The organism is Phyllobacterium zundukense (assembly GCF_002764115.1).
Classification (GTDB): Bacteria; Pseudomonadota; Alphaproteobacteria; order Rhizobiales; family Rhizobiaceae; genus Phyllobacterium; species Phyllobacterium zundukense.
In genome coordinates this window covers 150,412-173,313 of the sequence record NZ_CP017942.1, presented here as the reverse complement: position 1 = coordinate 173,313, position 22,902 = coordinate 150,412, and the positions used below count along the sequence as shown (strand labels likewise).

At 56.5% G+C, this 22,902-nt stretch carries 18 protein-coding genes, 3 pseudogenes and 1 riboswitch; of the genes and pseudogenes, 13 read left to right on the top strand and 8 right to left on the bottom strand.

Annotated elements, in window-relative coordinates; genetic code table 11:
• Positions 1–7 precede the first annotated feature (7 nt).
• Positions 8–2,407: an aldehyde dehydrogenase family protein gene (locus tag BLM14_RS23855; RefSeq protein WP_162293236.1), complete on the top strand. Its 2,400-nt coding sequence runs from the start codon at positions 8–10 to the stop codon at positions 2,405–2,407.
• 137 nt (positions 2,408–2,544) lie between these two features.
• The gene (locus BLM14_RS23850) at positions 2,545–3,591 is read left to right on the top strand and encodes an adenylate/guanylate cyclase domain-containing protein (RefSeq protein WP_100002358.1); all 1,047 of its coding nucleotides are present in this window, start codon (positions 2,545–2,547) and stop codon (positions 3,589–3,591) included.
• Here BLM14_RS23850 and BLM14_RS31300 read toward each other — a convergent pair.
• Complete coding sequence (locus tag BLM14_RS31300; protein ID WP_108724312.1) at positions 3,565–3,786, bottom strand: PIN domain-containing protein; 222 nt, start codon at positions 3,784–3,786, stop codon at positions 3,565–3,567. The two genes, BLM14_RS23850 and BLM14_RS31300, sit on opposite strands and share 27 nt — an antisense overlap.
• Positions 3,787–3,799: 13 nt before the next feature.
• A pseudogene (locus BLM14_RS32075) lies at positions 3,800–3,898 on the bottom strand (type II toxin-antitoxin system Phd/YefM family antitoxin); the annotation flags it as partial.
• Positions 3,899–4,107: 209 nt separating this feature from the next.
• Positions 4,108–4,205: riboswitch (glycine riboswitch) on the top strand.
• 159 nt (positions 4,206–4,364) lie between these two features.
• Between BLM14_RS32075 and gcvT the strand changes: the two are divergent.
• From gcvT to gcvP, 3 genes are all read left to right on the top strand, one after another.
• Positions 4,365–5,468, top strand: coding sequence for a glycine cleavage system aminomethyltransferase GcvT (gene gcvT, locus BLM14_RS23840; protein WP_100002357.1), 1,104 nt, complete (start codon positions 4,365–4,367; stop codon positions 5,466–5,468).
• Positions 5,469–5,473: 5 nt separating this feature from the next.
• The gene (gcvH, locus tag BLM14_RS23835) at positions 5,474–5,842 is read left to right on the top strand and encodes a glycine cleavage system protein GcvH (protein WP_100002355.1); all 369 of its coding nucleotides are present in this window, start codon (positions 5,474–5,476) and stop codon (positions 5,840–5,842) included.
• Positions 5,843–5,914: 72 nt separating this feature from the next.
• Positions 5,915–8,713, top strand: a complete 2,799-nt coding sequence (gene gcvP, locus BLM14_RS23830) for an aminomethyl-transferring glycine dehydrogenase (RefSeq protein ID WP_100002354.1) — start codon at positions 5,915–5,917, stop codon at positions 8,711–8,713.
• A 222-nt stretch (positions 8,714–8,935) separates the two neighbouring features.
• On the opposite strand, the gene BLM14_RS23825 is transcribed toward gcvP, so the two are convergent.
• Together BLM14_RS23825 and BLM14_RS32475 are read right to left on the bottom strand one after the other, a co-directional pair.
• On the bottom strand, positions 8,936–9,991 hold the full coding sequence (locus BLM14_RS23825; RefSeq protein ID WP_100002352.1) for a GSU2403 family nucleotidyltransferase fold protein: 1,056 nt from the start codon (positions 9,989–9,991) through the stop codon (positions 8,936–8,938).
• A gap of 59 nt (positions 9,992–10,050) precedes the next feature.
• Positions 10,051–10,173: a hypothetical protein gene (locus BLM14_RS32475; protein WP_257791440.1), complete on the bottom strand. Its 123-nt coding sequence runs from the start codon at positions 10,171–10,173 to the stop codon at positions 10,051–10,053.
• A gap of 77 nt (positions 10,174–10,250) precedes the next feature.
• Here BLM14_RS32475 and BLM14_RS23820 point away from each other — a divergent pair, with 77 nt between their 5' ends.
• The 4 genes and pseudogenes from BLM14_RS23820 (at position 10,251) to BLM14_RS23810 (ending at position 13,310) form a co-directional block, all read left to right on the top strand.
• Positions 10,251–11,081 carry a helix-turn-helix transcriptional regulator gene (locus BLM14_RS23820; protein WP_100002350.1) on the top strand — a complete coding sequence of 277 codons (831 nt, stop codon included), beginning with the start codon at positions 10,251–10,253 and terminating at the stop codon, positions 11,079–11,081.
• 87 nt (positions 11,082–11,168) lie between these two features.
• The gene (locus tag BLM14_RS31600) at positions 11,169–11,327 is read left to right on the top strand and encodes a hypothetical protein (RefSeq protein ID WP_165788404.1); all 159 of its coding nucleotides are present in this window, start codon (positions 11,169–11,171) and stop codon (positions 11,325–11,327) included.
• A 125-nt stretch (positions 11,328–11,452) separates the two neighbouring features.
• Complete coding sequence (locus tag BLM14_RS23815) at positions 11,453–11,743, top strand: DUF1127 domain-containing protein (RefSeq protein ID WP_100002348.1); 291 nt, start codon at positions 11,453–11,455, stop codon at positions 11,741–11,743.
• A gap of 160 nt (positions 11,744–11,903) precedes the next feature.
• Positions 11,904–13,310: pseudogene (locus tag BLM14_RS23810) on the top strand (ISNCY family transposase).
• On the opposite strand, the gene BLM14_RS23805 reads toward BLM14_RS23810, so the two are convergent.
• The gene (locus BLM14_RS23805; protein WP_100002346.1) at positions 13,297–14,037 is read right to left on the bottom strand and encodes a hypothetical protein; all 741 of its coding nucleotides are present in this window, start codon (positions 14,035–14,037) and stop codon (positions 13,297–13,299) included. The pseudogene BLM14_RS23810 and the gene BLM14_RS23805 overlap by 14 nt on opposite strands.
• A 312-nt stretch (positions 14,038–14,349) precedes the next feature.
• Between BLM14_RS23805 and BLM14_RS23800 the strand changes: the two are divergent.
• A pseudogene (locus BLM14_RS23800) lies at positions 14,350–15,000 on the top strand (IS30 family transposase); the annotation flags it as partial.
• A gap of 66 nt (positions 15,001–15,066) precedes the next feature.
• On the opposite strand, the gene BLM14_RS23795 reads toward BLM14_RS23800, so the two are convergent.
• From BLM14_RS23795 to BLM14_RS23785, 3 genes are all read right to left on the bottom strand, one after another.
• Positions 15,067–16,290, bottom strand: coding sequence for an adenylate/guanylate cyclase domain-containing protein (locus BLM14_RS23795; protein WP_100002899.1), 1,224 nt, complete (start codon positions 16,288–16,290; stop codon positions 15,067–15,069).
• Between the two features lie 432 nt (positions 16,291–16,722).
• The gene (locus tag BLM14_RS23790; RefSeq protein ID WP_100002345.1) at positions 16,723–17,943 is read right to left on the bottom strand and encodes a glycosyltransferase family 4 protein; all 1,221 of its coding nucleotides are present in this window, start codon (positions 17,941–17,943) and stop codon (positions 16,723–16,725) included.
• A 44-nt stretch (positions 17,944–17,987) separates the two neighbouring features.
• Positions 17,988–18,557, bottom strand: a complete 570-nt coding sequence (locus BLM14_RS23785) for a MarR family transcriptional regulator (RefSeq protein WP_100002898.1) — start codon at positions 18,555–18,557, stop codon at positions 17,988–17,990.
• Positions 18,558–18,813: 256 nt separating this feature from the next.
• Between BLM14_RS23785 and BLM14_RS23780 the strand changes: the two genes are divergently transcribed.
• The 3 genes from BLM14_RS23780 to BLM14_RS23770 all read left to right on the top strand — a co-directional run bounded on the left by BLM14_RS23780 (position 18,814) and on the right by BLM14_RS23770 (position 22,892).
• Positions 18,814–20,526 carry a type I secretion system permease/ATPase gene (locus tag BLM14_RS23780; protein WP_237143664.1) on the top strand — a complete coding sequence of 571 codons (1,713 nt, stop codon included), beginning with the start codon at positions 18,814–18,816 and terminating at the stop codon, positions 20,524–20,526.
• The gene (locus BLM14_RS23775; protein WP_100002342.1) at positions 20,523–21,941 is read left to right on the top strand and encodes an HlyD family type I secretion periplasmic adaptor subunit; all 1,419 of its coding nucleotides are present in this window, start codon (positions 20,523–20,525) and stop codon (positions 21,939–21,941) included. The genes BLM14_RS23780 and BLM14_RS23775 overlap by 4 nt, the downstream gene beginning before the upstream one ends.
• 291 nt (positions 21,942–22,232) lie before the next feature.
• Entirely contained in the window at positions 22,233–22,892 is a 660-nt protein-coding gene (locus BLM14_RS23770) for a calcium-binding protein (RefSeq protein ID WP_100002897.1), read from the top strand.
• Positions 22,893–22,902 lie beyond the last annotated feature (10 nt).

Genomic DNA, 22,902 nt, shown 5'->3' with positions numbered 1-22,902 from the left:
AAAAATCATGGGACAGATCAAGGACATCCTTCGCACCATGGAATACGGCCCCGCTCCTGAGAGCAACACCGACGTCAAGCACTGGCTTGAACTCAACTCCAAGGGGTTCGGCCATTTTATTAGTGGCAAGTTCACCGGCGTCGAGGGTCACAAGACATTTGCTGTCATCAACCCGGCCAATGATGCGGTCCTTGCAAAAGTAGCGCATGGCACGGCCGAAGATGTCGATGCCGCGGTGAAAGCCGCGCGAAGCGCTTTTGGCAAGTGGTCGAAACTGCCGGGGCATGAGCGCGCCAAATATCTCTATGCCATCGCCCGCCATATCCAGAAGCGTGAGCGTTTCTTCTCCGTGCTGGAGACGATGGACAATGGCAAGCCGATCCGCGAGACGCGCGACATCGACATTCCGCTCGTCGCCCGGCATTTCTACCATAATGCCGGTTGGGCGGAGATGGTCGAGACCGAGTTCGAAGGTTTTTCGCCGGTGGGTGTCTGCGGGCAGGTCATTCCGTGGAATTTCCCGCTGCTGATGCTGGCCTGGAAGATCGCCCCGGCACTCGCCGCCGGCAATACCGTCGTCCTCAAGCCGGCGGAATTGACGCCGCTGACGGCGATCGCCTTTGCCGAGGTCTGCCATGAGGTCGGCCTTCCCGCCGGCGTCGTCAACATTGTTCACGGTGATGGCGAAACGGGCGCCTTGATCTGTGGCCATGACGATATCGACAAGGTTGCCTTTACCGGTTCGACCGAAGTCGGGCGCATTATCCGCGAACAGATCGCAGGCTCGGAGAAAAAGCTGTCACTGGAACTCGGCGGCAAGTCGCCGTTCATCGTCTTCGAAGATGCCGACATGGATGGCGCGGTCGAAGGTGTGGTCGATGCAATCTGGTTTAACCAGGGCGAAGTCTGCTGCGCCGGATCGCGCATCCTCGTGCAGGAAGGCATTGCGCCGCGCTTCTACGACAAGCTGCGTAAACGCATGGAAACCTTGCGCGTCGGCGATCCACTGGACAAGACCATGGATATTGGCGCGCTTGTCTCGGCCGGTCAGTTGAAGCGTGTTTCCGCGCTGGTCGAACAGGGCAAGGTTGAAGGCGGCACGCTGTGGCAGGCGCCGATCAAGCTCCCGTCCAAGGGCAGTTTCTTTGCGCCCGGCTTCTTCACCGATGTGGAACCTGCTTCGACGGTCTGCGAAGTGGAAATATTCGGCCCGGTTGCCACCGCAACCACCTTCCGCACGCCGGATGAGGCGATCGCGCTTGCCAACAATACGAAATACGGCCTCGCCGCATCGATCTGGTCGGAGAATATCAATCTCGCGCTCGATATGGCAGCGCGCGTCAAGGCCGGCGTCGTCTGGATCAACTCGACTAACCTGCTCGATGCTGGCGCCGGCTTCGGCGGCTATCGCGAAAGTGGCTTTGGCCGCGAAGGCGGCCGCGAAGGTCTCTACGAATATCTGACTGCGGATTGGGAAAAGCGCTTGCCGCCGGCCAAGACGGAGCAGCCTTTCAAGTCTTCCGCTGCGCCGGATGGCGAAGCGAAAATCGCGACCACCGGCACGATCGATCGCACGGCGAAAAACTATGTCGGCGGCAAGCAGGCGCGTCCGGATGGCGGCTATAGCTATTCGGTTCTGGGCAAGGGCGGTCAGGTCATCGGCCAGGCTGGTCTCGGCAACCGCAAGGATATTCGCAACGCCGTGGAAGCAGCCGCCAAGGCCGGTTCCTGGGGCGGCGCGACGGCACACAACCGTGCGCAGGTGCTGTATTATCTCGGCGAAAACCTCAGCGCCCGCCAGGCCGAGTTCGAAGCGCTGCTTGTAGAGAGCACCGGGGTTTCGGCGAAGGCCGCATCGGAAGAATTCGCGGTCACATTGCGCCGTATCTTCTATTATGCGGCGCAGTCCGATAAATATGATGGCGCTGTACATACGACCAAGTCGCGCCATGTGACGCTGGCGATGAACGAACCCTGGGGCGTCATGGGCATCGTCTGTCCGGACGAACTGCCGCTCCTGTCCTTCGTCTCGCTGGTGCTTCCCGCGATCGCCATGGGCAACCGTGTAATCGCAGTGCCTTCGACCCGGCATCCTCTCCTTGCCGCCAACCTCTATCAGGTGCTCGACACTTCCGATGTGCCGGACGGCGTGGTGAATATCGTCACCGGCGAACGCGATGTGCTGGCCAAGACGCTGGCCGATCACGACGAAGTGGATGCGCTCTGGTATGTCGGCTCCAAGGAGGGCAGCGCGATGGTCGAGAAGGCCTCGTGTGGCAATCTCAAGGCGACCTGGGTCAACAACGGCCGCCAGCGCGACTGGCTGAGCAACCAGCAAGGCCAGGGCAAGGACTATCTGCGCCGCGCCGTGCAGGTGAAGAATATCTGGGTGCCCTACGGCGAGTAAGCGGGGGCCCCCTTGCGATGCATCGCCGGCAATAGAGCCGGCGAACAGGCGAATATCCATTTTATCGTTGGGACGGATGGATTTACCGGGCACAAGATGGGAATGTCTCCGTCGATCATTCCCGGCTGGATTCGCCTATGAGAAACTCCCTCGGTTCCTGGATATTCGCTCTTTGTGTCGTCGCCGCCAGCGGCATACTCTATGGAGCCCTGTTTTATGGTAGGGCGTCAGCGATCGGCGCAATATTTGCCCTGTTCGTGTGCGTTCCGATTATTGCGTTTGAGCGTGGCGTCCTGTTCCCGCGCCTCTATGCGTGGATCAGTGCCCGATCGACACCGGTCTATATCCTTCTCACCTTCATCGCCTATTATGCCCTTATAAGTATCGGCTATACGGTCTGCGGCACGTTGCTTTGGTGGTTAAATGTCCTGCCGGAGGCCACGTGGAGCAACGCTACAATGCTGCCGGACAATGTCGTGTTCTATGCATTGGGCGTTTCGGCCATCCTGAGCTTCGTATCACGCATCCGCGAACTGCTCGGCCGCGGTATTTTCTTTAACTTGCTCCTTGGACGCTACCGCAAGCCGATCGAGGAAGAGCGTGTCTTCCTGTTCATCGACCTCGTCGATTCAACCGCCTTTGCCGCAGAATTTGGCGACTTGCGCGCCCAGCAATTCCTCAGCGCGCTGTTTGCCACCTTTGCCGAACCGGTGCGGCGGCGCAAAGGAACGATTGATGACTACGTTGGCGATGCCGCCATTATCACCTGGCCGATGCGCCGGGGCCTCAGAAAGGGGAGATGTATTCATTGTGTTTTCGACATTCTGGATGCCATCGAAGCCGATAGCGACAAATGGCTCAAGCAATTTGGCCGTGTCCCCCAATTGCGGGCCGCATTGCATGGCGGTCCGGTCATTACTGCCGAAATCGGCGTCGACCACCACAAGATCACCTATTTCGGTGATACGGTGAACACGGCCGCGCGGCTCGAAACCCTTTGCCGCACGCTGGAAGCGCCCGTACTGATCTCAAGCGAACTCGCGAGCCGCATGAAACTCTCCAGTGATATCGATGCTGAATATCTCGGCACACATGCTGTGCGGGGCAGGGGGCAATCGCTTGGCGTGATCGCTTTGCAACGGGAGCAAAAACGGCTTTCAAAGGGCGTTGTTCAGAGGGCCTAATATTTTGACGGCCTCAGCACGTGCAGCGGCCGCAAGCTTTCTATCATTTGTCGCTAGAGGCAAACTCTGGTCGATCGCTAAGGCAAGATAGGCGGCATCATAGGCCGACAGGTTGTGTTTGAGCGCGATTGAAAGAATTGCACGGTCACCGTCGATATCTAGATCCTTTAGATTTAGCCGGCGTAAACGCGCCATGGCGATCAATGCTGTCACCACGCGATATGACAACCTCTTCTCCGGCTTCGACCTTGGCCAGAAGCTCAGATAGGTGGGCCTTTGCTTCCCCAACCTTGACCCGGATTGTCATTGTTCGATCCTCGATTTCTACTGCAAAAGTAAGCACAGCCGGATAGCTGGTCACGCTTCGCGAAGTCGTACGACCAAAGCACAATATCCCCTCTTCGACAATTTCTGTCCACAAAGCGTCAAATCGGTGGTTTGGGCGATGACAGCTTTAACCGGGTGCGCTATGGTCCGGCTTGTCGAGGGTCTGCGATTTGCAAAATCAAAAGGCTCTGTCAGTTTGCGGGAGAGTGTTCTGTGCAGCAATGCATAGGGCCACCGAAGGGGAAATCGCCCGAAATCTCTCAGGTACCAGGAACCGCAAGCGGATAAGACAACTCTGGAAAGTCGGGGGAAACCCCGCGCCGAAGGTGTAAGTTCAGCCGGAATCTCATGGTTCGGGCTAGAGCGAGTCTCTCAGGCTTCCGACAGAGGGGTAAAGATACGATCCGTCGTCGTGGCGGAGGTCTTTGCATGTCTCTGGAGTGAAAATGGGCACCAACGATAATCTGAAATCCCTGCCTCTCGAGGATCTGCACAAAGCGGCCAATGCGCGCTTTGGCGGGTTTGCGGGATGGTCCATGCCGATCACCTATCCGCTCGGGGTGATGAAAGAACATCTGCATACACGCGAGAAGGCCGGCCTGTTCGACATCTCGCATATGCAGCTCTTCGATGTAACTGGCCCCGGCGCTTCGACGCTGCTTTCCCGGGCCTGCCCGCTGGATGCAGACTCGCTGCAGACGGGACAATCCAAATATACGTTCTTCCTCAATGAGCAGGCTGGCATCCTGGATGATCTGATCATCACGAGGCTGGGTGACGACCACTTCATGGTCGTGGCCAATGCCGGCAACGCTGTGAGCGACGAGGCGCATTTGCGCGAAGTTGCCAAGGGATTTGACTGCAAGATCGATGCGCTTGATCGTGTGTTCCTGGCAATCCAGGGACCGCAGGCCGCAGACGTCCTGCGCAAGGGCGGAATCGCCGGAACGGAGCTTGCCTTCATGCATGGCTTCGAACCCAAGCCGGGCTGGTTCATGAGCCGCTCGGGCTATACGGGCGAGGATGGTTTCGAGATCGGTCTGCCGGCAGATGAAGCGCGCAAACTCGTAGCGAAACTCTTTGCCGACGAGCGCGTTGCGTGGGTCGGCCTTGCGGCGCGCGACAGTCTGCGGCTGGAAGCCGGGCTGTGCCTGCATGGCCATGACATTACGCCGGAGATCGATCCTGTCGATGCCGGTCTCACCTGGACTATTGCCAAGCCTGTCCGTGAAAAGGCTGGCTTCATAGGCGCCAAGGCGCTTCTCGCCAAGATTGCCAAGGGCCCCGGCCGCAAGCGGGTTGGCCTGAAGCCCGATAGCCGTCAGCCCGTGCGCTCCGATTCCATCCTGGTTGATACCAATGGGAACACCGTGGGTGTCGTGACATCGGGCGGCTTTGGTCCTTCGGCCGGTTATCCTGTCGCCATGGGCTATGTCGGCAAGGATTTCGCCCCGATCGGCACGCAGGTTTTCGCGGATGTGCGAGGCACTCGTATTGCGCTGCACGTTCATTCACTTCCCTTCACGCCACATCGCTATCACAAAGGATAATACAGATGGCAGTCACTTATTTTACTGAGGATCACGAATGGGTTCGCGTCGAGAACGGCGTTGCCACCGTCGGCATTACCGATCATGCCCAGGATCAGCTCGGCGATCTCGTTTTTGTACAATTGCCGGATGTCGGCCAGTCCCTCTCGAAGGGTGATGCCGCTGTTGTCGTGGAATCGGTGAAGGCGGCTTCGGACGTCTATGCGCCCGTGGACGGCGAAGTAACCGAAGTCAACGAAGCCGCGGCGAGCGATCCGGCGCTGGTCAATTCCTCTGCCACCGGCGATGGCTGGCTATGGAAGATGAAATTGTCTGACACGAACCAACTCGCCGGCCTGCTGGATGAGGCCGCTTACAAAGCGATTGTTGGATAGGAATAGAAAGGCCTCTTCCTGTTGCTGCCAAGCGACGGGGAGGTCTTTGAATTGCAGACAAGAAGGCGCACCATGAACAACACAATATTCCCTTTCACTGACCGTCATATCGGCCCGAGTATTCAGGGTTCGCGGGCAATGCTGGCAGCGCTTGGCATTCCTTCGCTGGAAACCCTGATTTCACAGGCCGTGCCGAAATCCATCCGGCTGGAAAGGCCGCTGAATATTCCCGAGGCGGTCAACGAGGCCGAAGCATTGGCGGAACTTGCCGCCAAGATGGGACAAAACAAGACGCACAAGAGCTTCATCGGGCAGGGCTATCACGGCACCCATGTGCCTGCGGTGATCCAGCGCAATCTCTTCGAGAACCCCGCCTGGTATACGGCCTATACGCCTTATCAGTCCGAGATCAGCCAGGGACGGCTTGAACTGCTGTTCCATTTCCAGACGCTGGTCACTGAGCTAACAGGCTTGCCGGTTGCCTCGGCCTCGCTGCTTGACGAAGCGACTGCCGTCGCCGAAGCTGTCGGCATCGCCTACCGTCATCACCGCGAAAAGCGCACGCGCATCGTGCTCGCCGGCGACGTGCATCCACAGATTCTCGATGTCGTCAGGACCCGTGCGGAACCGCTCGGCATGAGCGTGAATGGCGGTGAGATCGACTCTGCCGTCGCAGCGATCATCGTTCCATGGCCGGATACATATGGCGTCTATGGCGACCATTCCGCCATCATCAAGGCGGCAAAAGCCGCGGGTGCGCTGGTCATCGCCGTAGCAGATCCTCTGGCGCTGACGATCAGTGCCTCGCCGGCTTCGCTTGGCGCGGATATTGCCGCTGGCTCCATGCAACGCTTCGGTGTGCCAATCGGCTACGGTGGACCACACGCCGCCTATCTCGCTGTCAGCGATACCCTGACGAGGCTTATTCCCGGTCGTCTGGTGGGCCAGTCGGTCGACAGCAAGGGAAGGGCAGGGTACCGTCTCGCCCTGCAAACCCGCGAACAGCATATTCGCCGCGACAAGGCGACATCCAACATCTGTACCGCGCAAGCATTGCTTGCCAATATGGCCGTGTCCTTCGCCATCTGGCATGGCCCGCAGGGGCTGCGGGCGATAGCGGCGCGCGTCCACGCCCAGGCTGCACGTCTCGCAGCAGGGCTTGAAGCCGCTGGTTTGAGGCTTGGCGGCAATCGCTTCTTCGACACGATAACGGTCAGCGTTCCCGGCAAGGCGGCTTCCATCGCGGATGCTGCCGAGAAGGACGGACGCCTGCTCCGCATCGTCGATCAGGACCGTCTCGGCATCACTGTGGACGAGACGACGAGCGAAGATGACCTTGTCGCTCTGGCTGCATTGTTCGGGGCGAACCTGCCGAATGATCCGGGGTCGAAACTGCCCGGTACCAGATCGGCTGAAGGCTTCATGACCCAGGCCGTTTTCCACCAGCAGCGTTCAGAAACCGAGATGATGCGGTTCCTGCGCCGGCTTGCCGATAAGGACCTTGCGCTCGACCGCGCCATGATCCCGCTCGGCTCCTGCACGATGAAGCTGAACGCTGCCGCCGAGATGCTGCCGGTCAGCTGGCGAAGCGTTGCCAATGTGCATCCCTTTGCGCCGGCCGATCATGCGCTTGGATACAAGTCGCTCACCGACGATCTGGAGGCTTGGCTCTCCGAGATCACGGGCTTCGATGCGGTCTCCCTGCAGCCCAATGCCGGCAGCCAGGGCGAATATGCGGGCTTGCTGGCAATCCGCCGCTACCACCTCGATCGCGGCGATGCTCATCGCGATATCTGCCTCATTCCGGAATCTGCGCATGGCACCAATCCGGCCAGTGCGCATATGGCGGGAATGCGGGTCGTCGTCGTTGCTTGCGAAGAAGAGGGCGATATCGATCTGGAGGATCTGAAAGCCAAGGCCGAACTGCACAGCGCCAATCTTGCGGCACTCATGATCACCTATCCTTCGACGCATGGCGTGTTCGAAGAAGGCGTGAAGGATATCTGTGCGATTATCCACGACCATGGCGGACAGGTCTATTTCGACGGCGCGAATTTGAATGCGCTGGTTGGTCTGGCCCGTCCCGGCGACATCGGTGCCGATGTCTGCCATATGAACCTGCACAAGACCTTCTGCATTCCGCATGGCGGCGGCGGACCCGGTGTCGGTCCCATCGGCGTCAAAAAGCATCTGGCGCCCTTCCTGCCGGGCCATGTCGCCAAGGGTTCGGCCCATGCTGTTTCGGCCGCGCCCTTCGGCAGTGCGTCAATCCTGCCGATCACCTGGATGTATATCCGCATGATGGGCGGTGCGGGGCTGAAGCGCGCAACGGAAATGGCAATCCTCAATGCGAATTACATCGCCGAGCGGCTGAAGGACACCTATCCGGTGTTGTTCCAGGGCCGCAACGGAAGGGTGGCGCATGAATGCATTCTTGATACGCGGGTGCTGAAGGACAGCGCCGGGATCAGCGTCGAGGATATCGCCAAGCGCCTCATTGACTATGGCTTCCATGCGCCGACCATGTCCTGGCCGATTGCCGGAACGCTGATGGTCGAGCCGACCGAGTCGGAATCGAAACGCGAGATCGATCGGTTCTGCGATGCGATGATCGCTATTGCCGGCGAGGCGGAAAAAGTGGCGAGTGGGGCGTGGCCGAAGGACGACAACCCGCTGGTCAATGCACCGCATCCGGCGGGGGATGTTCTGGCAGATGACTGGTCGCATCCCTATAGCCGGGCGCAAGCAAGTTTGCCGGCAGGTGAGAATGAGGAGAACCCGAAATATTGGCCGCCGGTTTCGCGCATCGACAATGTTGCCGGTGACCGCAATCTGGTTTGCTCGTGCCCGCCGATGCAGGCCTATAGTTAAGCTGGTAATTAACTGAGCGTTCGCTCAATTGAGTTTTGAAAATAGAGGTGGGTGCCAACGGACTATTGGCACCCCTTTCGCTATTCTGAATGGTTTTCGACAGAAAGATGCGCATTTCCATACGGGAATATGGGAATCTCACACGCGAATCCGCGAATCTGGCACGGTTTTATCAACCTGCGCGTGAACTTTTGGTGTGTCTGGGCGAGTATGCCGGATCGGTCACCAGTTTGGCGTGAGGCTGGGCTCTTCGCCGTCTTCGACGGGCAGGAACTCCGGTGCAAGCTGCCGCAAGGCAAGGGGGAGGGCCTGCAAGTCATTGGATTCAAACGAAAGGTGCGGCAGGCGTGTCCGGATAAGCTCCGCAACGACCCGCGCCTGCATGCCGTCGCGCACTTTCTTGGCGGCATCGCGATCGGCACGGCGCGACAACCAAAATTTATGAAGCGCAAACGCCCTCGGATCCGGACAGGAAAAGCTGAGGGGATAGCCTCTTTGATCGATCACGACAGCGGATGTTTTCGGACTATTGACCAGCCACGAAAGCCCTTCGATTTCAATAGCTTGCAGATCATCTGCATCGGCGCTGAAACGCGACTTCCCACCCGTGGTCATGACATTTTTTGGTGTTGGTTTGATGAGGTCGACAAGAAAGCCCTCCCGGTTCGCGGCCCGGTAACTGTTCTTGGCGAGAGGTGCGAAGGAGTGGTCGATCTTCTGCAGGAGACCGATCAGGCCCTTGTTTGAAAAATCCTTAGCAATCAACCGCAGGTTGAATCGCGAATCCATCAATAGATCGACATCCTGCGTCGAAAGTAATCCACTGGTGATATGGACACCGGCCAGGCGTTCATAGACAAAAAGTGCATTGGTTCCAACGACATCGACCGCCGTGCCAATCAGGCCCAGCTTGTCCAGGGCGCGGATAATGCGCGCCGTCAAAAGTGGCACGCGCCCCAATGCCATCGCCCGGTTGACTGGCGCGAGTTCATCCAGGCGTTGTGCCAGACGTGTTACGCGTTCCTTCGAATTTTCGCGACCCGAATGGAACTGGTTGTAGATCGTTTCGGTTTCGGGCGCTCGTGGTCCCAGCGACTTCCAGATGCCATTGGTCTTTTTGTAGAGATATTCCTTGTCGTTCGTGCTCGTCTTCCACGACATCGAACCAGAATAGCGCTGGTCATATTCTTTCAGGCGTTTCTCATAGACCTCGTAAGCCTGTTCGGTATCGACGTGCTGGCGGATTTGCTCCGATGATAATTCTTTGAATTTACTCATCTTATCCCTAATCAGTCATTTCGATCGAGCATGAGGGATAATAATGCACTTTTTCTTAATTAAAAAGCTGATTTTCCATAAATTATCCCTACCATCATTATTCTTGCTCGCAAAAGGGATAATTGCGTCTGCTGCTGAACTTCAACATATCGGGCAGGTGCAATCAAAACTTCTGGGGTCATTGCCACACTCCTGACAGTCCGATGTCAGGAGCATTGCTGTATGTATCCGGGGATACCATAGCAATCGGAGCGGCAGTATGTCCGAGTTTGAAGTCAGCCATCTGCTGGATACGAATATCGTAGCGGTGCGGAACGTCCGCTGCAGCGGCACTTGCCGGCATCGCAGCGCGGAAGAATGTGCTTCGGCTACGCATCTCGTATTCCCCTATCGCGGCCTTTATGTGCGGCATGTCGGCAGCGATCAAGTTGTTGCAGATGCAAATCACGTACTGTTCTTTAACGCTGGCGAAACCTATCAGGTCAGTCACCCGGTAGAAGGAGGCGATGCAAACCTGTCGGTTAGCCTGTCGGAACCTCTATTGCATGAACTGGTGCCCAGTTCCCTTTTGAACGATCGTGGAGCGCTCGGATTCCGCCGTCAACATCAACGCATCGACCCTCGCGCACAAGTCATGGTCGCATTGCTTCGGCATGGTCTGGAAAACGGCTCCATTGAGCCATTGGAGGTGGAAAGCCTAGTGTTGACTCTGGTATGCCGTAGCCTCGGGCCACGCACGTCACACGAGCCTCAAGCTACGTTTGCACGCAGCCGGCTGGCGGACCGCGTCAAAGTTCTCCTAGCTAGCGATCTTTCCCGGCGCTGGACCCTGGCAGAAATTGCTGCGGAAATCGGCGGCTCGCCGGTATACCTAACGCAGGTGTTCCAACAGGTCGAAGGCATTCCTCTCTATCGCTATCATATGCGGCTCCGTCTCGCGCGAGCTTTGGATTTGATTGCAAAATACGACGATTTGTCTGCCTTGGCCCTGGATTTGGGATTTTCCAGCCACAGCCATTTCGCCGCCGCGTTTCGGCAGACATATGGCCGCTCACCGACCGACTTCATGCAGTCTGCGGGGCGTTCGTAGAAACGCCTAAAGATCTCGATAGCGGCCAAATACGCGGGATGATCTCCTATGGCTGCCCGATAGGCGGGCTACTAGGGAGATAGGAATATGACTGAGAAAACCTGCGCAGTCTGCGATGACAAACTCGATGCCACTGCCATCGAGGTCAAAATCGGAACACATGTCGTGGAGGTCTGCTGCGAGGAGTGTGCACAGAAGCTGCGCGAAGCCAGCCGCGGCGGAAATCATGAACAGCATGCAGTTTGAAATGACCTGCCGGTCATCATAGGCGCAAGTCCGAACGGTCTCAGGGTTTAGTGCCCTGATGCCGTTCGGTGGTGGGTAAAGCACGCTGAGAGAACTGTGCCGAACGCGGCGAAGGAGACAGGAATATGGCTTATTTCGATTTCAGCATTGTTCGAAAGCTGATGCGGTTGATTTCCGAGGTCCCGACCTATTGGCTGGCAGTGCGTACAAGACGGCATGTCAACGAGCTTCCAGAACATATTCTCAAAGATATCGGATGGCCGGATGTGTATGCGGAGCGATTGGGTCCGCATGGCTCGACCAAAAGCACAGATGCGCGCAGCGTTGGCGTCAAGACGTTCCATCGCGGTATTGAAGGGCGTATAGCTTCGCCACATTTTGGATGCTTGGGCAAGCCGCCCGTCAACCTTGTCTAAGTCGCCTAGCGTCGCTGCTCCGGCAGGATTGGAACCGAATGACTGGTTCCATAATTCTCCTTATGCGACTTTTGCCTGTGGCCGCAAAGTTGAAGTGTCCTGATCCTGCAAAGTAAGAATGTCACTCTCCCCGCGTTTTAATTGGCGTGGGAGATTGCGAATGGGATTGATTGCGATGAGCGAGCGTGAACTGCAGAGGATTGAGGTTTTGTCGAAGGTCATTGACGGCCGAATGACGATCATTTCGGCCGCCCGTGTGCTGGCGCTGAGCACGCGCCAGGTGCGTCGACTGCTGGAGCGGATCCGGGCGGACGGTGCGGCCTCGATCCGGCACAGGGCCCGCGGCCGGCCGTCGAACAACCGGATCTGCGACGGCGTGCGCGACTATGCCGTGGCGATTGTGCGCGAGCGCTATGCCGATTTCGGTCCGACCTTGGCGGCAGAGAAGCTGGCCGAAGAGCACGGGCTGACGGTGTCGCGCGAGACGCTGCGTAGCTGGATGACGGAGGCTGGATTATGGTTGTCACGCCAGCAGCGCCGGACGTTTCATCAGCCTCGGTTGCGGCGCGAAGCCTATGGCGAGCTGGTGCAGATCGACGGGTCCGAGCATCGCTGGTTTGAAGATCGTGGGCCGCCCTGTTCGCTGCTGGTGTTCATCGACGATGCGACCGGCAAGCTGATGCAGTTGCGCTTCGTGCGGTCAGAAAGTGCGTTTAGCTATTTTGGGGCGCTGGAGCTTTATCTGAAGGCGCATGGCGCTCCGGTTGCCTTTTATTCGGACAAGCATTCGGTGTTTCGGGTGGCGAAGAAGGATGCCAAAGGTGGTCAGGGCATGACCCAGTTCGGCCGGGCGCTGTCGGAGTTAAACATCGAGATTCTTTGTGCAAATTCGAGCTAGGCCAAGGGCCGTGTCGAGCGGATGAACCGGACGCTACAGGATCGGCTGGTCAAGGAATTGCGGCTGGCCGGCATCTGCGACATGGAAGCCGGTAATGCGTTCTTGCCTGGCTTCATGGAGCGCTATAACGCCCGGTTTGCGGTTACCCCTGCCCGGTCCGGCGACCTGCATCGACCCGTCAATCTTGCGCTGGATCGGCTCCGGGAGATCCTATGCAAGCGCGAGCAGCGCTACGTCGGCGCGCAGCTGACGTTCTCGTTCGAGCGCAAGCGGATCATGCTCGAGGAGAATGAGGTGACGCGCGGGCCGGTCGGTCGCTATGTCGAGACCTACGCCTACGCCGACGGCCGACTCGACATTCGCTGGAAGGGGCATTCCCTGCCCTACAGGACGTTCGACAAGGACCAACGGGTGACGCATGCGGCGATCATCGAGAACAAGCGCCTCGGCGACGTTCTGGCCTATATCAAGGAGCGGCAGGAGGTGCAGACGCCAAAGGTCAAGACCAATAGCGAGAAGAATGGCTATAAGCCGCGAGGTCAAAAGCCTGGACGGACGAAAGATTTCGGGAACGATCCGGCCGTGATCGCTCGACGTCAACGGGCGCTTTCCCAGCAAAGTGCAATGGAGCAAGGGCAGTCTTACCCGACACAGTTCAATGGAGGGTAAATTCGGATTGCGTGTCTGATTCCAGCCTTAAACAGGCAGCCCACAACGGTGTCTTGTGGTAGGTTCCGTCCTGCAGAATAGTCAGTCCCTCGCGATCTTCGTGTAGCAATCCCAACCAGCACAGGGGACGAATGATGTCGTAGCGGAACTCCGACTTTACCGTCCAAGCTTCGACAGTCACTTCTGCTTGCTCCGCCGAGTATGACTCGCTCGGGTATAACTCGTTCACCAGGTCGTTCAGCGAACAGCCCTTTCCTGCCTTGATATTGATAAGATTGAGAAAGACGTGCCACCAACGCATCCGCTCATGGACATCCTGCTGCGTCTGCCCATCGTGGATATAAGCATAGAGATAATCCGTCGCGATCAGATTGAAGAATGCCTGCGGTCTTGCCAGAAAGTCCCGGCCACGTTTGGTGGGAAGCAGCGTGTCTTTTTTTCGCCGAAGAAGTTTTAAATGGCTGAGCATGTCTCGGACCACCCAAAGCGGCGGCATGTCAGCTTCATTGAGAACTTTGTTGACGCTGTACAGGTCCTCACAGGTGTAGTCAGGCCACTCGAAGTGAACAGCGGCCCAGTGCACGAACTTGCGGTTCATCGCCCCCGTCGCTGTCAGTCCAATGCCCCCTTCGGTGTTGGCATAAGATACGGTCATGATCATGCCGCGAACCAGCGGTGACAGGGTCAGTACATCAACGTCGGCAAGCAGCTCAATTTTGGGAAGCATTGCGTAATCCTGGCAGACCCAACTGGAGTGTCGATCCGATCCAGATCATTCCCCAGGAGCGCGATGATTGAAACCCTAAAAGCTAAAGCCGAAGGGTGCCCGTCACCCGCCCCGATCTGTCCTTGCAATCCGGACCAGCCGGCCAGATCGGGGCTGATCATCGTGCCGCGTGGCAGCGCAAAGTGACATTCTTACTTTGCACAACCGGCGACATTTCAACCTTGCCGCCACATTGCCTGTAGCAGGGTGGGTTCTATTTCGAAGCGCGACTTTGTAGCGATAACAATGGCTTATCGCAACAAAGGAATCGCCATGGATCAACCGTTTCGGCGCACCTACTCCCAAATCACGCTCGACGAACGCCGCAAGATCGAACGCTGGCACGCTGCGAAGATCAGCGTCGACGTTATTGCCGAGAAACTCGGACGGCATCGCTCAACGATTTTTCGCGAACTGAAGCGCAATCGTTTCGATGATCCCGAGATGCTTGAACTGGCTGGTTATTACGGTCCGATCGCCGATACGAAGTCCAAGGATCGGCGGGGCAATCGACGCAAGCTGGTTCGGCTGCCGCAACTGCGCGAGGCGATTATCGAGCGGATTCGCCATGGCTGGTCGCCCGAGCAAGTCGCCGGCCGTCTGAAGCTGGAAGGCGGACGGCATGGCATGACGGTCTGTCACGAGACAATCTACCGGTTTGCCTATTCGAAGGATGGCCAGGCGATCAAGCTGTGGCATCACCTGCCGGAACGCCGAGCGCGCCGCCGGCCGCGGCATGCCCGGCGTCGCCATGGCCGCCGTTTCAGTCCGCATCTGAGCATTTTGCATCGGCCGGACATTGTGCGGCAGCGCCAGCAGTTTGGGCATTGGGAGTGCGATCTGATGCAGTTCAAGAAGAAGTTCGGTGAAGCCAACGTCACCTCACTGGTCGAGCGAGTGAGCCGCTTTACCGTGTTTCTGCGGGTGGGTTCTATTTCGAAGTGCGACTTTGTAGCGGTAAGTCACAGTTGGTACTTTCAGCTGCGGGTTTCAGATGCTTCTGATTATGGCCGGGTCAATTGTGAATAGCTCCTGCGCCCGTCCCACCCCTCGCAACGCGAACCGGCCGACACACACGAGTTTGGAGCGCAGTTCAGTTGGCAGTGCCGCTGCAAAACTTTCCGAGATGAGAATGTCCTGATCGACGGACCGGCACATGGATGCGATCCGGCTGACTTCATTGACCGCAGGTCCAACGACAGTAAAGTCCAAACGGGTGTCGCTACCGATATTGCCGTAGAAGACCTCGCCTATGTGCACGCCGAGATAGACATTCGTTGCCGGCTGGCCGGCGGCTTCCCTTGTCTGATTCAGAACAACCAGCCGCTTGCGCAAAAGCTTCTGAGCTTTCAGCGCTGCAGTGCATGCAGTGGCGGAATCGCCGTCGGTGAAAATCGCCAGCGTTCCATCGCCGATAAGTTTCAGGACATCGCCACCAGCCTCCTGAATCGAGGAAATGACGGCTTCGGCGTAGTCGTTCAGCATCGGAATGATCGCGTCGGGTGATGCAGCGTCTGAAATGCGCGTGTAATCTCTCAAATCAGAGTACCAAAGTACGGCTTCGATACGCTCCGCGGCACCTCGATTGATACGCCCAGCAAGTACACGCTTTGCTGCATCGCGGCCGAGATAGACATCGGCCAATGTTTTGACGATACGTGTCAGAGAGGCACACTTAATGGCCAAGCCTAATCCGCGCACCAGCCGTCTCAATGTTGCAATATCGGTCTCGCTGAAACCGTGCGGGTCATCCGTTGCCCATGACGAATAGAAACAATCCATCTCGCCGATGCTGCCTTCACTTGAGAAACGATTGATCAGTGCCAGATAATCGGTACATCCCTCGTCTTTCAGCGTGACGAGATGTCGAAAAGTTGGCATCTCCATCATCCCGATACGCTGATGCATTTCGTCCTCACCAATCTGCAAGAGATGGAAGAAGGTTGAATTCTGCCAGTTTTCAGCGCTCTCGCCCCATTGCGATGAACCGTATTCAATGATTGGCTTTTCGAGCTCACCTTCCCTTCGCCAAAGAAATACTCTTCCCTCGTAGATCGGATGAAGGGTGTCCACAAACGCGTTGGCGCGTTCAAGCCTGATGCCGGCGCCGACGCATCGTGCACAGAAACCATTGATCAGATCCGTCTCTGACGCACCGCAAAGACCCTGTGTATCGAGCCATGCCTCGATTTCAACGATATCGGCATCTTTCATGGTTTCACGCTCGCGCTGCTGTTTGCGAACGGGTATCACGTTCCGCTTGTTTGACAAAGGTTTCAGCCACCGGGCACCGTTGAAATTTTCTATTCTCCAAATCCGTCAAGGATATGATCCCGCGGCATAAGATATTGTAAATACAAGTAAAATGTCTGGCGATGGCGCATTTAACAGATGTTGTATATAAAGTCTGATTGACAGAAATAGCACAACTAAATACCCGCAAAACGGGCGCATTCGCGCGATTTGAGAAATGGCTGCGACCCGGTCAACTGGGCTGCAAGCTGTCGTCGAGCAGGGGAATATCGGGATCTGGCTAGGGGCAATTTGGAACGGCAAATGCAATCGAGACCAGCCTGAGAGAAATTCAGGAAAGGAACGCAGCCGTCAACCGACAAAGCAGGAATCGATAGCCGGAAAATCCGCCGTCTATGCAGCTCTCAGCACCGAGTTGATCAGGGACTTCTGCCGTGAAAGGCAGTCTATTAATCGGAAACGTCTCTCGATCGTCTTCCGTGCGGCTACACGCATTGGCATAAAGTCATTGGGTTGATGAAGAACGCGCAGAATCGTGTTGGCGAGTGCGTCGGTATCGTAGAAGGGAACCAGAAGGCCGTTTTGACCAGATCGGATGACTTCTTGGACTGGCGGTGTCTCGGATCCGATGATAAGAGCGCCACACGCCATTGCCTCGATCACCGACCATGAAAGGACGAACGGATAAGTGAGATATATATGAGCGGTCGATATCTGGTAGAGTTTCCGCAGAAGATCATGCGAGATTGCCCCAGGAAAGAGAATCCTGTCCGCGGGAATGTCGTGCCCGGCAAGCAGTGCGTCCTTCCAGGACCCTCCGCTGGGCGGCGGCGTGCCATAGCTGACACCATCGCCCCCAACAAAAACAAAAAGCGCATCCGCATTTTTGCGTATGACTTTTGCTGCTGCCTCAAGTGCCTGCGGAAAGCCGCGATAGGGTTCGAGATCCCGGGCGACGAATGTGATGATCGGTGGATCGCCCGCTTTCAGAACACGCCCGTCCGGTAGTTTCAACGAGGCGTTCAGGTCAGGACGAAAGCTCTGCGTGTCAACCCCTTCATGGCAAACGGCAATCCGGCTTTGGGCTGCCGCAGGGTATAGGCTTTTCTGCCAATGGGTGGGGCTGACGCCGCCATCGATGGCGTCCAAAGAGAGAAGCTGCGCTATATTGCGCAACCTCAATCGTTTGCGGGTTTCAGCATCCGGATTGTCGTCGGGGGCAAATCCGACATCCGCACCCTCCGCCCTATAGAAAAATTCACAATAGCCAATGGCTGGGACCGCCGGCAGGACGTCCTTGACGAACATCATGCTTCCCCAGCCTATATGACCGATCACAATGTCTGGCCGCTCGCCGTGACGTGCCATCGAATCGAATGTTTCTGCGACCCGATGGCCAATACGGACATGATGATCAGGAATACCCATGTGCCTGGCCATCTGCTCATCGGCGCGAGGACCCGGCTCCACTCTGTGTCTGATGACGCGGACCGATGGGAGGCGGCGGTCCACGGTTTCACAGATAAGGCTTACATCATGCCCGTTTGTAGCGAGATGTTCGGCCAGGGCCGCGAATTGACCGAAGCCACGCCTGTGAACGAAAGCCACATGCATGACGTCAGTCCCTTCCAAACATTAAAGCACAGGCCAAACGGGGATCAGATGCCGTATCGTGCGGCATTGCCCCAAACCAGTTCAAGTCTGTGCAAGGTCTGGAACGCGATCTCAAGATTACGGAGATCATCGGCATCCCTGGCGAGCACGCGGTTGTATGCCCCCCCCGCGTTGCGCAAATTAGCACAAAGCTGCTCTCCTTTTTCCGTCAACCGAATTCGGGCAGACCGCTTGTCCCGTTGGGATGCGACCCTGTCGATGTATCCCCCATCGGCAAGCTGTTTTAGATAATAGGAAATGTTTGAACCGACGTAATGACCCCGGTCCAGCAGTTCCCCGACGGAAAGTTCGACATCGCCGATGGCCATCAAAACCATCGCCTGGGCTGGGCCAACATCTTCAATTCCCAGCTTCGTCATTTCTGTTCTCAACAAACTAGCGAAGCGACGATTCACTCTTTCTATCATTCTTGCCAGTTCGAAATGTGTTACAACAACAGTATGAACTGGGTGTCTATGTCCCTGTTTTTCTGCGGTAATTTCAGGGAAATCGGCGGCGTCGTAGCCGTCAATAGATGTTTCGACTTCCACTCCTTCGCGTAGAAGTTTTTGTATCATCTTTGTCTCCATGGTCAAATTTACTTCAAAAATTGAAGTAAGTTGCGAGTATATTTTCACCCCTCCCTTGCATATTTCCCCACCAAATGAACTTTTTTCTGTCACATTCTGCACGGTAATACTTTACTAGTCTCTGGCCTTAGACCAAGGTCGTATGGCTAACCGGCAGCTGTGTCATTTCCAAGGCAGATAACACATGACTGATACTCGTCAAATCAATGCAAATGGCAAGAGCAATGTTGGAAAAAAAGCGATGACGCCCACTGTACCGACCCCTCAAACGCTGATTTTTCGGGCACGCCGCGTGTTTTTGGCGGGCCTGCTCTATGCCGTATTGCTGAGCGCGTGTATCGCCCTCCTGCAACTTACGGTACCTCTGTATATGTTGCAGGTCCATGACAGAGTGCTGAACAGCCGCAGCACGGATACGCTGCTCATGCTGACGATGCTGGCTGTCGGCGCCTTGATCGTTTTTGGTATTCTTGAATTTATTCGTGCCTTGTCGTTTCAGGCCATGGGCAGCGCGCTCGTACGCCGCCTCAATCTCCCGGTTCTGACTGCTGCAGTTCAGGCATCTGTCGATCAGGGCCTTCCAAAGGCAACGCAATCGCTGCGAGATCTTTCAGAACTGCGCACCTTTCTGACGTCCTCGGCCGTGAGCGCACCACTCGACGCCGCGTGGTCGCCAATTTTTCTTGGGGTGCTTTTCCTTATGCACCCGGTCCTTGGAATTATCGGCGTTGTCGCGGTGATCATCCTTGTTTGCTGCGGCGTGATTACCGACCTAATGACCCGCAGCCTGCTCAAAGATGCAAATCAGGCAAATGTCGAGGCCATTTCCAAAATTGGCGCAACCTTGCGCCATGCCGAGGCGATCGAGGCAATGGGCATGTTGCCAGCGCTGGCGAGACGCTGGCGTGGATTGCAGTTGAATGCGCTGGATTTGCTCGATCTTGGTGGCAATCGCAGTCGCGCCATGACAAGCATTGCCCGTACACTGCGCTTCATGGTGCAGATCGCTACGCTGGGCGCTGGAACGCTGCTGGCCATGGAACAGGAAATCACCCCAGGCGCGATGATTGCGACAAGTATCATCATCGGTCGGCTGTTGATGCCTTTCGACCACATAGTCGAGACGTGGCGCCAATGGGTGCTGGCGGTTGGCAACTGGCAGCGAATTCAGGCGCTTCTCGCGCAGAACCTTGCCGTACGGCAGACCATGCCGACACCCAGACCCCATGGTGACTTGATTATTGATCGGCTCGTCTATGCTGCCCCAGGCGTCGAGATGCCGATCATCAAGGGTATTTCCTTCACTTTGTCGCCAGGCGAAGTGCTTGGTATTGTCGGCCCGTCAGCTGCCGGCAAGTCGACACTGGCGCGCTTGATGATCGGAATCGTCAAGCCCACTTCCGGTGGCGTCTTTCTCGATGGGAACAATGTCTATCTCTGGGAACGGAGTTCATTCGGAGAGATTGCCGGGTACCTGCCGCAGTCGGTGGCACTTCTTGAAGGGACCATCAAGGACAACATTGCCCGGATGGGTGAAGGCGATCCCCACCGTGTTCTCGAAGCGGCCCGCCTTGCCGATGTTCATGAAATGATCGGGCGCCTGCCGCTCGGTTACGACACGCCGGTGGGCGATGGGCGCCTGACACTTTCGGGTGGTCAACGTCAGCGGATTGGTCTTGCACGATGCCTTTACAATCGCCCACGTCTCATCGTGCTCGACGAGCCGAACGCCAATCTTGATGCGGTTGGGGAAAGAGCGTTGATGCGTGCCATCGAACAGGCTCGCGATGATGGGGCCATTGTTGTGATGATCGCACATCGTCCGACCATCATGCAGGTGGCCGACAAGCTACTTGTGCTCGAAAACGGTCGCATTACCCAGTTTGGTCCGCGCACTGATGTGGTCGCGTCCATTACCCCAACTGGCCCGAAAATGGGAGCAGCAGGATCATGACCGGCAAAACCAATTTGCCAAAGCGTGTTACACAGCTTTTGGCGCCACGCGCAACGTCGATGGGCGAAAACTTGCCGACCAAATTCGGAAGCGTGCGGCCGGAATGGGCCATCGATCTCGAACGGGAGGACGAGCGTTCTCCGTTGCGCAAACTCATCATTGCCGGGGTAATGACCATCGTGCTGGCATTCGGTGGATTTTTCGGCTGGGCCTATTCGGCGGAGTTGGGTAGCGCCGCGGTCGCGCTCGGCACCGTGATCGTCGATTCGAAGCGCAAGACAGTCAGCCATTTTGAGGGTGGTATCCTTGATCGTCTCCTGGTGCAGGAGGGCGATGAAGTGACGGTAGGCCAGCCCTTGATTAGGCTTGATAACACAAGGGCACGTTCTGATCTGCAATCCCTGCAGAGTCGCCGGGTCGGCTTGATCGCCAAACTGGCGCGTCTGCGTGCGGAACAGGCAGGCGAAAAGAAAATCAGGTTCCCGGATAACTTTGGCGAGGTAGGCGATATCTCCGCCGAGGGTGCCATCAAGGCGGAACAGATATTTTTCCAGAAGCGCTACACCCAGAAGCTGAGCCGTATCGATATCCAGCAAAAAACGATTGAGCAATATACCGAGCAGGCAAAGTCGTCGGAGGCGCAAATCGCGGCAACTGATCGGCAGATCGAATTGATTACTGAGCAGCGGAACGCGATTGCGGGGCTTGTCAAAAAGGGGTTTGCTCAAAAGTCCAAGCTGACCGAGCTCGACACGAGGCTCAGCGAACTCGCTGGTGACCGCGGCGAGTATGCGGGCGACAAGGCAAAGGCCGAACAGGCAAAGGCTGGCGCCGAGTTTGCATTGACCGGTATTGAAAGCGATCTGCAATCGGAGATTGCGGGAGAGATCACCACAAGTCAGGTTGAATTAGCGGATGCGGAAGAGCGAATCGTGGCCGCCAAGGATGTGATGCGTCGCGTCGAAATACGATCGCCGCAAGCCGGCATAGTCGCCAATATACGGCTACGTACACCTGGTGGCGTTGTTGCTGCCGGCGAGCCAATCCTTGATATTGTACCAGAGAATGAGCCCATGGTCGTTGAAATGAAAATCAGTCCACGCGACGTTGACAGTGTGGTTGTGGGCTCCCCGGCACAGGTCCGTCTCACTGCCTATAATCAACGTTCTCTGACGCCGCTCGACGGCAAGGTCATCTACATCGCGGCGGATCAGGTCATCGACGAAAAGAACGATACGCCTTATTTCGTTGCTCGGGCAGAAATCGCACCTAAGTCGCTTGCCGCCAACCCGTCGGTCAAACTTTATCCCGGCATGCCAGCGGAAGTGTTAATCGTACACAAGGCACGCAAAGCGATTGAATATATCATATCGCCTATTTCCGACAGCTTCAATCGTGCGTTTAGAGAAGATTAACGGGAAAACCTTGCTAAAATGCCTGTATTCAGCTGGTATTTCAAATTTTGAAATAAATTACATGCAATGAAGTTGTATAAATGAATTACTGTTATTCTAATGGCAAATTATATCTTGAGTACTATTTGCGTGTAATACATCATTGTAATAATTTGTTACTATGGAATGACACATTTATATTCTTAGGTTGGGTTGCATTTCGATTTGTTGCAACGCACAATCGTCAAAGCATCGATCGTCGGAACGATTTCGGCAATCGATAAGCTCAAAGCAGGACAGAAGGAGAAGCAGATGGCCACTCTAGAAGGCGGCGCCTACGACGACGTTTTGTTTGGCTCGCGTTTTGACGATTTCATCCGCGCCCATGGCGGTGATGATGTTGTCTTGGGCGGTAAAGGGGATGACTCGATATTCGGGGATGACGGTAACGACCTGTTGTTCGGTGGAAAGGGCGATGATGCCCTCTTCGGCGGCAATGGATCCGACATTCTTTTCGGGGAACACGGAGCTGACGTCCTGAGCGGCGGCGACGGAAATGATGTCTTGTTCGGTGGTGCTGGAGAAGATGTTCTCCAGGGCGGCGCCGGGTCTGACACCCTGTTCGGCGATGCCGGAAGCGATGTGCTTCTCGGTGGTGCCGGCAATGACTTACTTTCAGGCGGCGCAGGTGATGACGTTCTCGTCGGTGGCGCCGGTAATGATGTGTTCTTGTTCAATGGCGGCGGCGGCAACGACGTCGTGCTTGATTTTACCCCTGGTGAAGACATCCTCCAAATCTCCAGCGGTATCAACGGCCAGGATATTCACTCGGCCGATGACTTGGCATCTCGTGTCACGCAGGTTGGCGATAACGTTGTTGTCGACCTCGGTCATGGCGATTCCGTCACTCTCGTTGGCGTCAGTGCCGACGAGGTCACAAATCATCCGGGCGATTACTTCGTCGTTCATTGATAATGAATAT

Coding starts and splice junctions, on each gene's coding strand:
- BLM14_RS23855 (WP_162293236.1), top strand. CDS start 8: ATGGGACAGATCAAGGACATCCTTCGCACCATGGAATACGGCCCCGCT.
- BLM14_RS23850 (WP_100002358.1), top strand. CDS start 2,545: ATGAGAAACTCCCTCGGTTCCTGGATATTCGCTCTTTGTGTCGTCGCC.
- BLM14_RS31300 (WP_108724312.1), bottom strand. CDS start 3,786: ATGGCGCGTTTACGCCGGCTAAATCTAAAGGATCTAGATATCGACGGT.
- gcvT (WP_100002357.1), top strand. CDS start 4,365: ATGGGCACCAACGATAATCTGAAATCCCTGCCTCTCGAGGATCTGCAC.
- gcvH (WP_100002355.1), top strand. CDS start 5,474: ATGGCAGTCACTTATTTTACTGAGGATCACGAATGGGTTCGCGTCGAG.
- gcvP (WP_100002354.1), top strand. CDS start 5,915: ATGAACAACACAATATTCCCTTTCACTGACCGTCATATCGGCCCGAGT.
- BLM14_RS23825 (WP_100002352.1), bottom strand. CDS start 9,991: ATGAGTAAATTCAAAGAATTATCATCGGAGCAAATCCGCCAGCACGTC.
- BLM14_RS32475 (WP_257791440.1), bottom strand. CDS start 10,173: ATGACCCCAGAAGTTTTGATTGCACCTGCCCGATATGTTGAAGTTCAG.
- BLM14_RS23820 (WP_100002350.1), top strand. CDS start 10,251: ATGTCCGAGTTTGAAGTCAGCCATCTGCTGGATACGAATATCGTAGCG.
- BLM14_RS31600 (WP_165788404.1), top strand. CDS start 11,169: ATGACTGAGAAAACCTGCGCAGTCTGCGATGACAAACTCGATGCCACT.
- BLM14_RS23815 (WP_100002348.1), top strand. CDS start 11,453: ATGGCTTATTTCGATTTCAGCATTGTTCGAAAGCTGATGCGGTTGATT.
- BLM14_RS23805 (WP_100002346.1), bottom strand. CDS start 14,037: ATGCTTCCCAAAATTGAGCTGCTTGCCGACGTTGATGTACTGACCCTG.
- BLM14_RS23795 (WP_100002899.1), bottom strand. CDS start 16,290: ATGAAAGATGCCGATATCGTTGAAATCGAGGCATGGCTCGATACACAG.
- BLM14_RS23790 (WP_100002345.1), bottom strand. CDS start 17,943: ATGCATGTGGCTTTCGTTCACAGGCGTGGCTTCGGTCAATTCGCGGCC.
- BLM14_RS23780 (WP_237143664.1), top strand. CDS start 18,814: ATGACGCCCACTGTACCGACCCCTCAAACGCTGATTTTTCGGGCACGC.
- BLM14_RS23775 (WP_100002342.1), top strand. CDS start 20,523: ATGACCGGCAAAACCAATTTGCCAAAGCGTGTTACACAGCTTTTGGCG.
- BLM14_RS23770 (WP_100002897.1), top strand. CDS start 22,233: ATGGCCACTCTAGAAGGCGGCGCCTACGACGACGTTTTGTTTGGCTCG.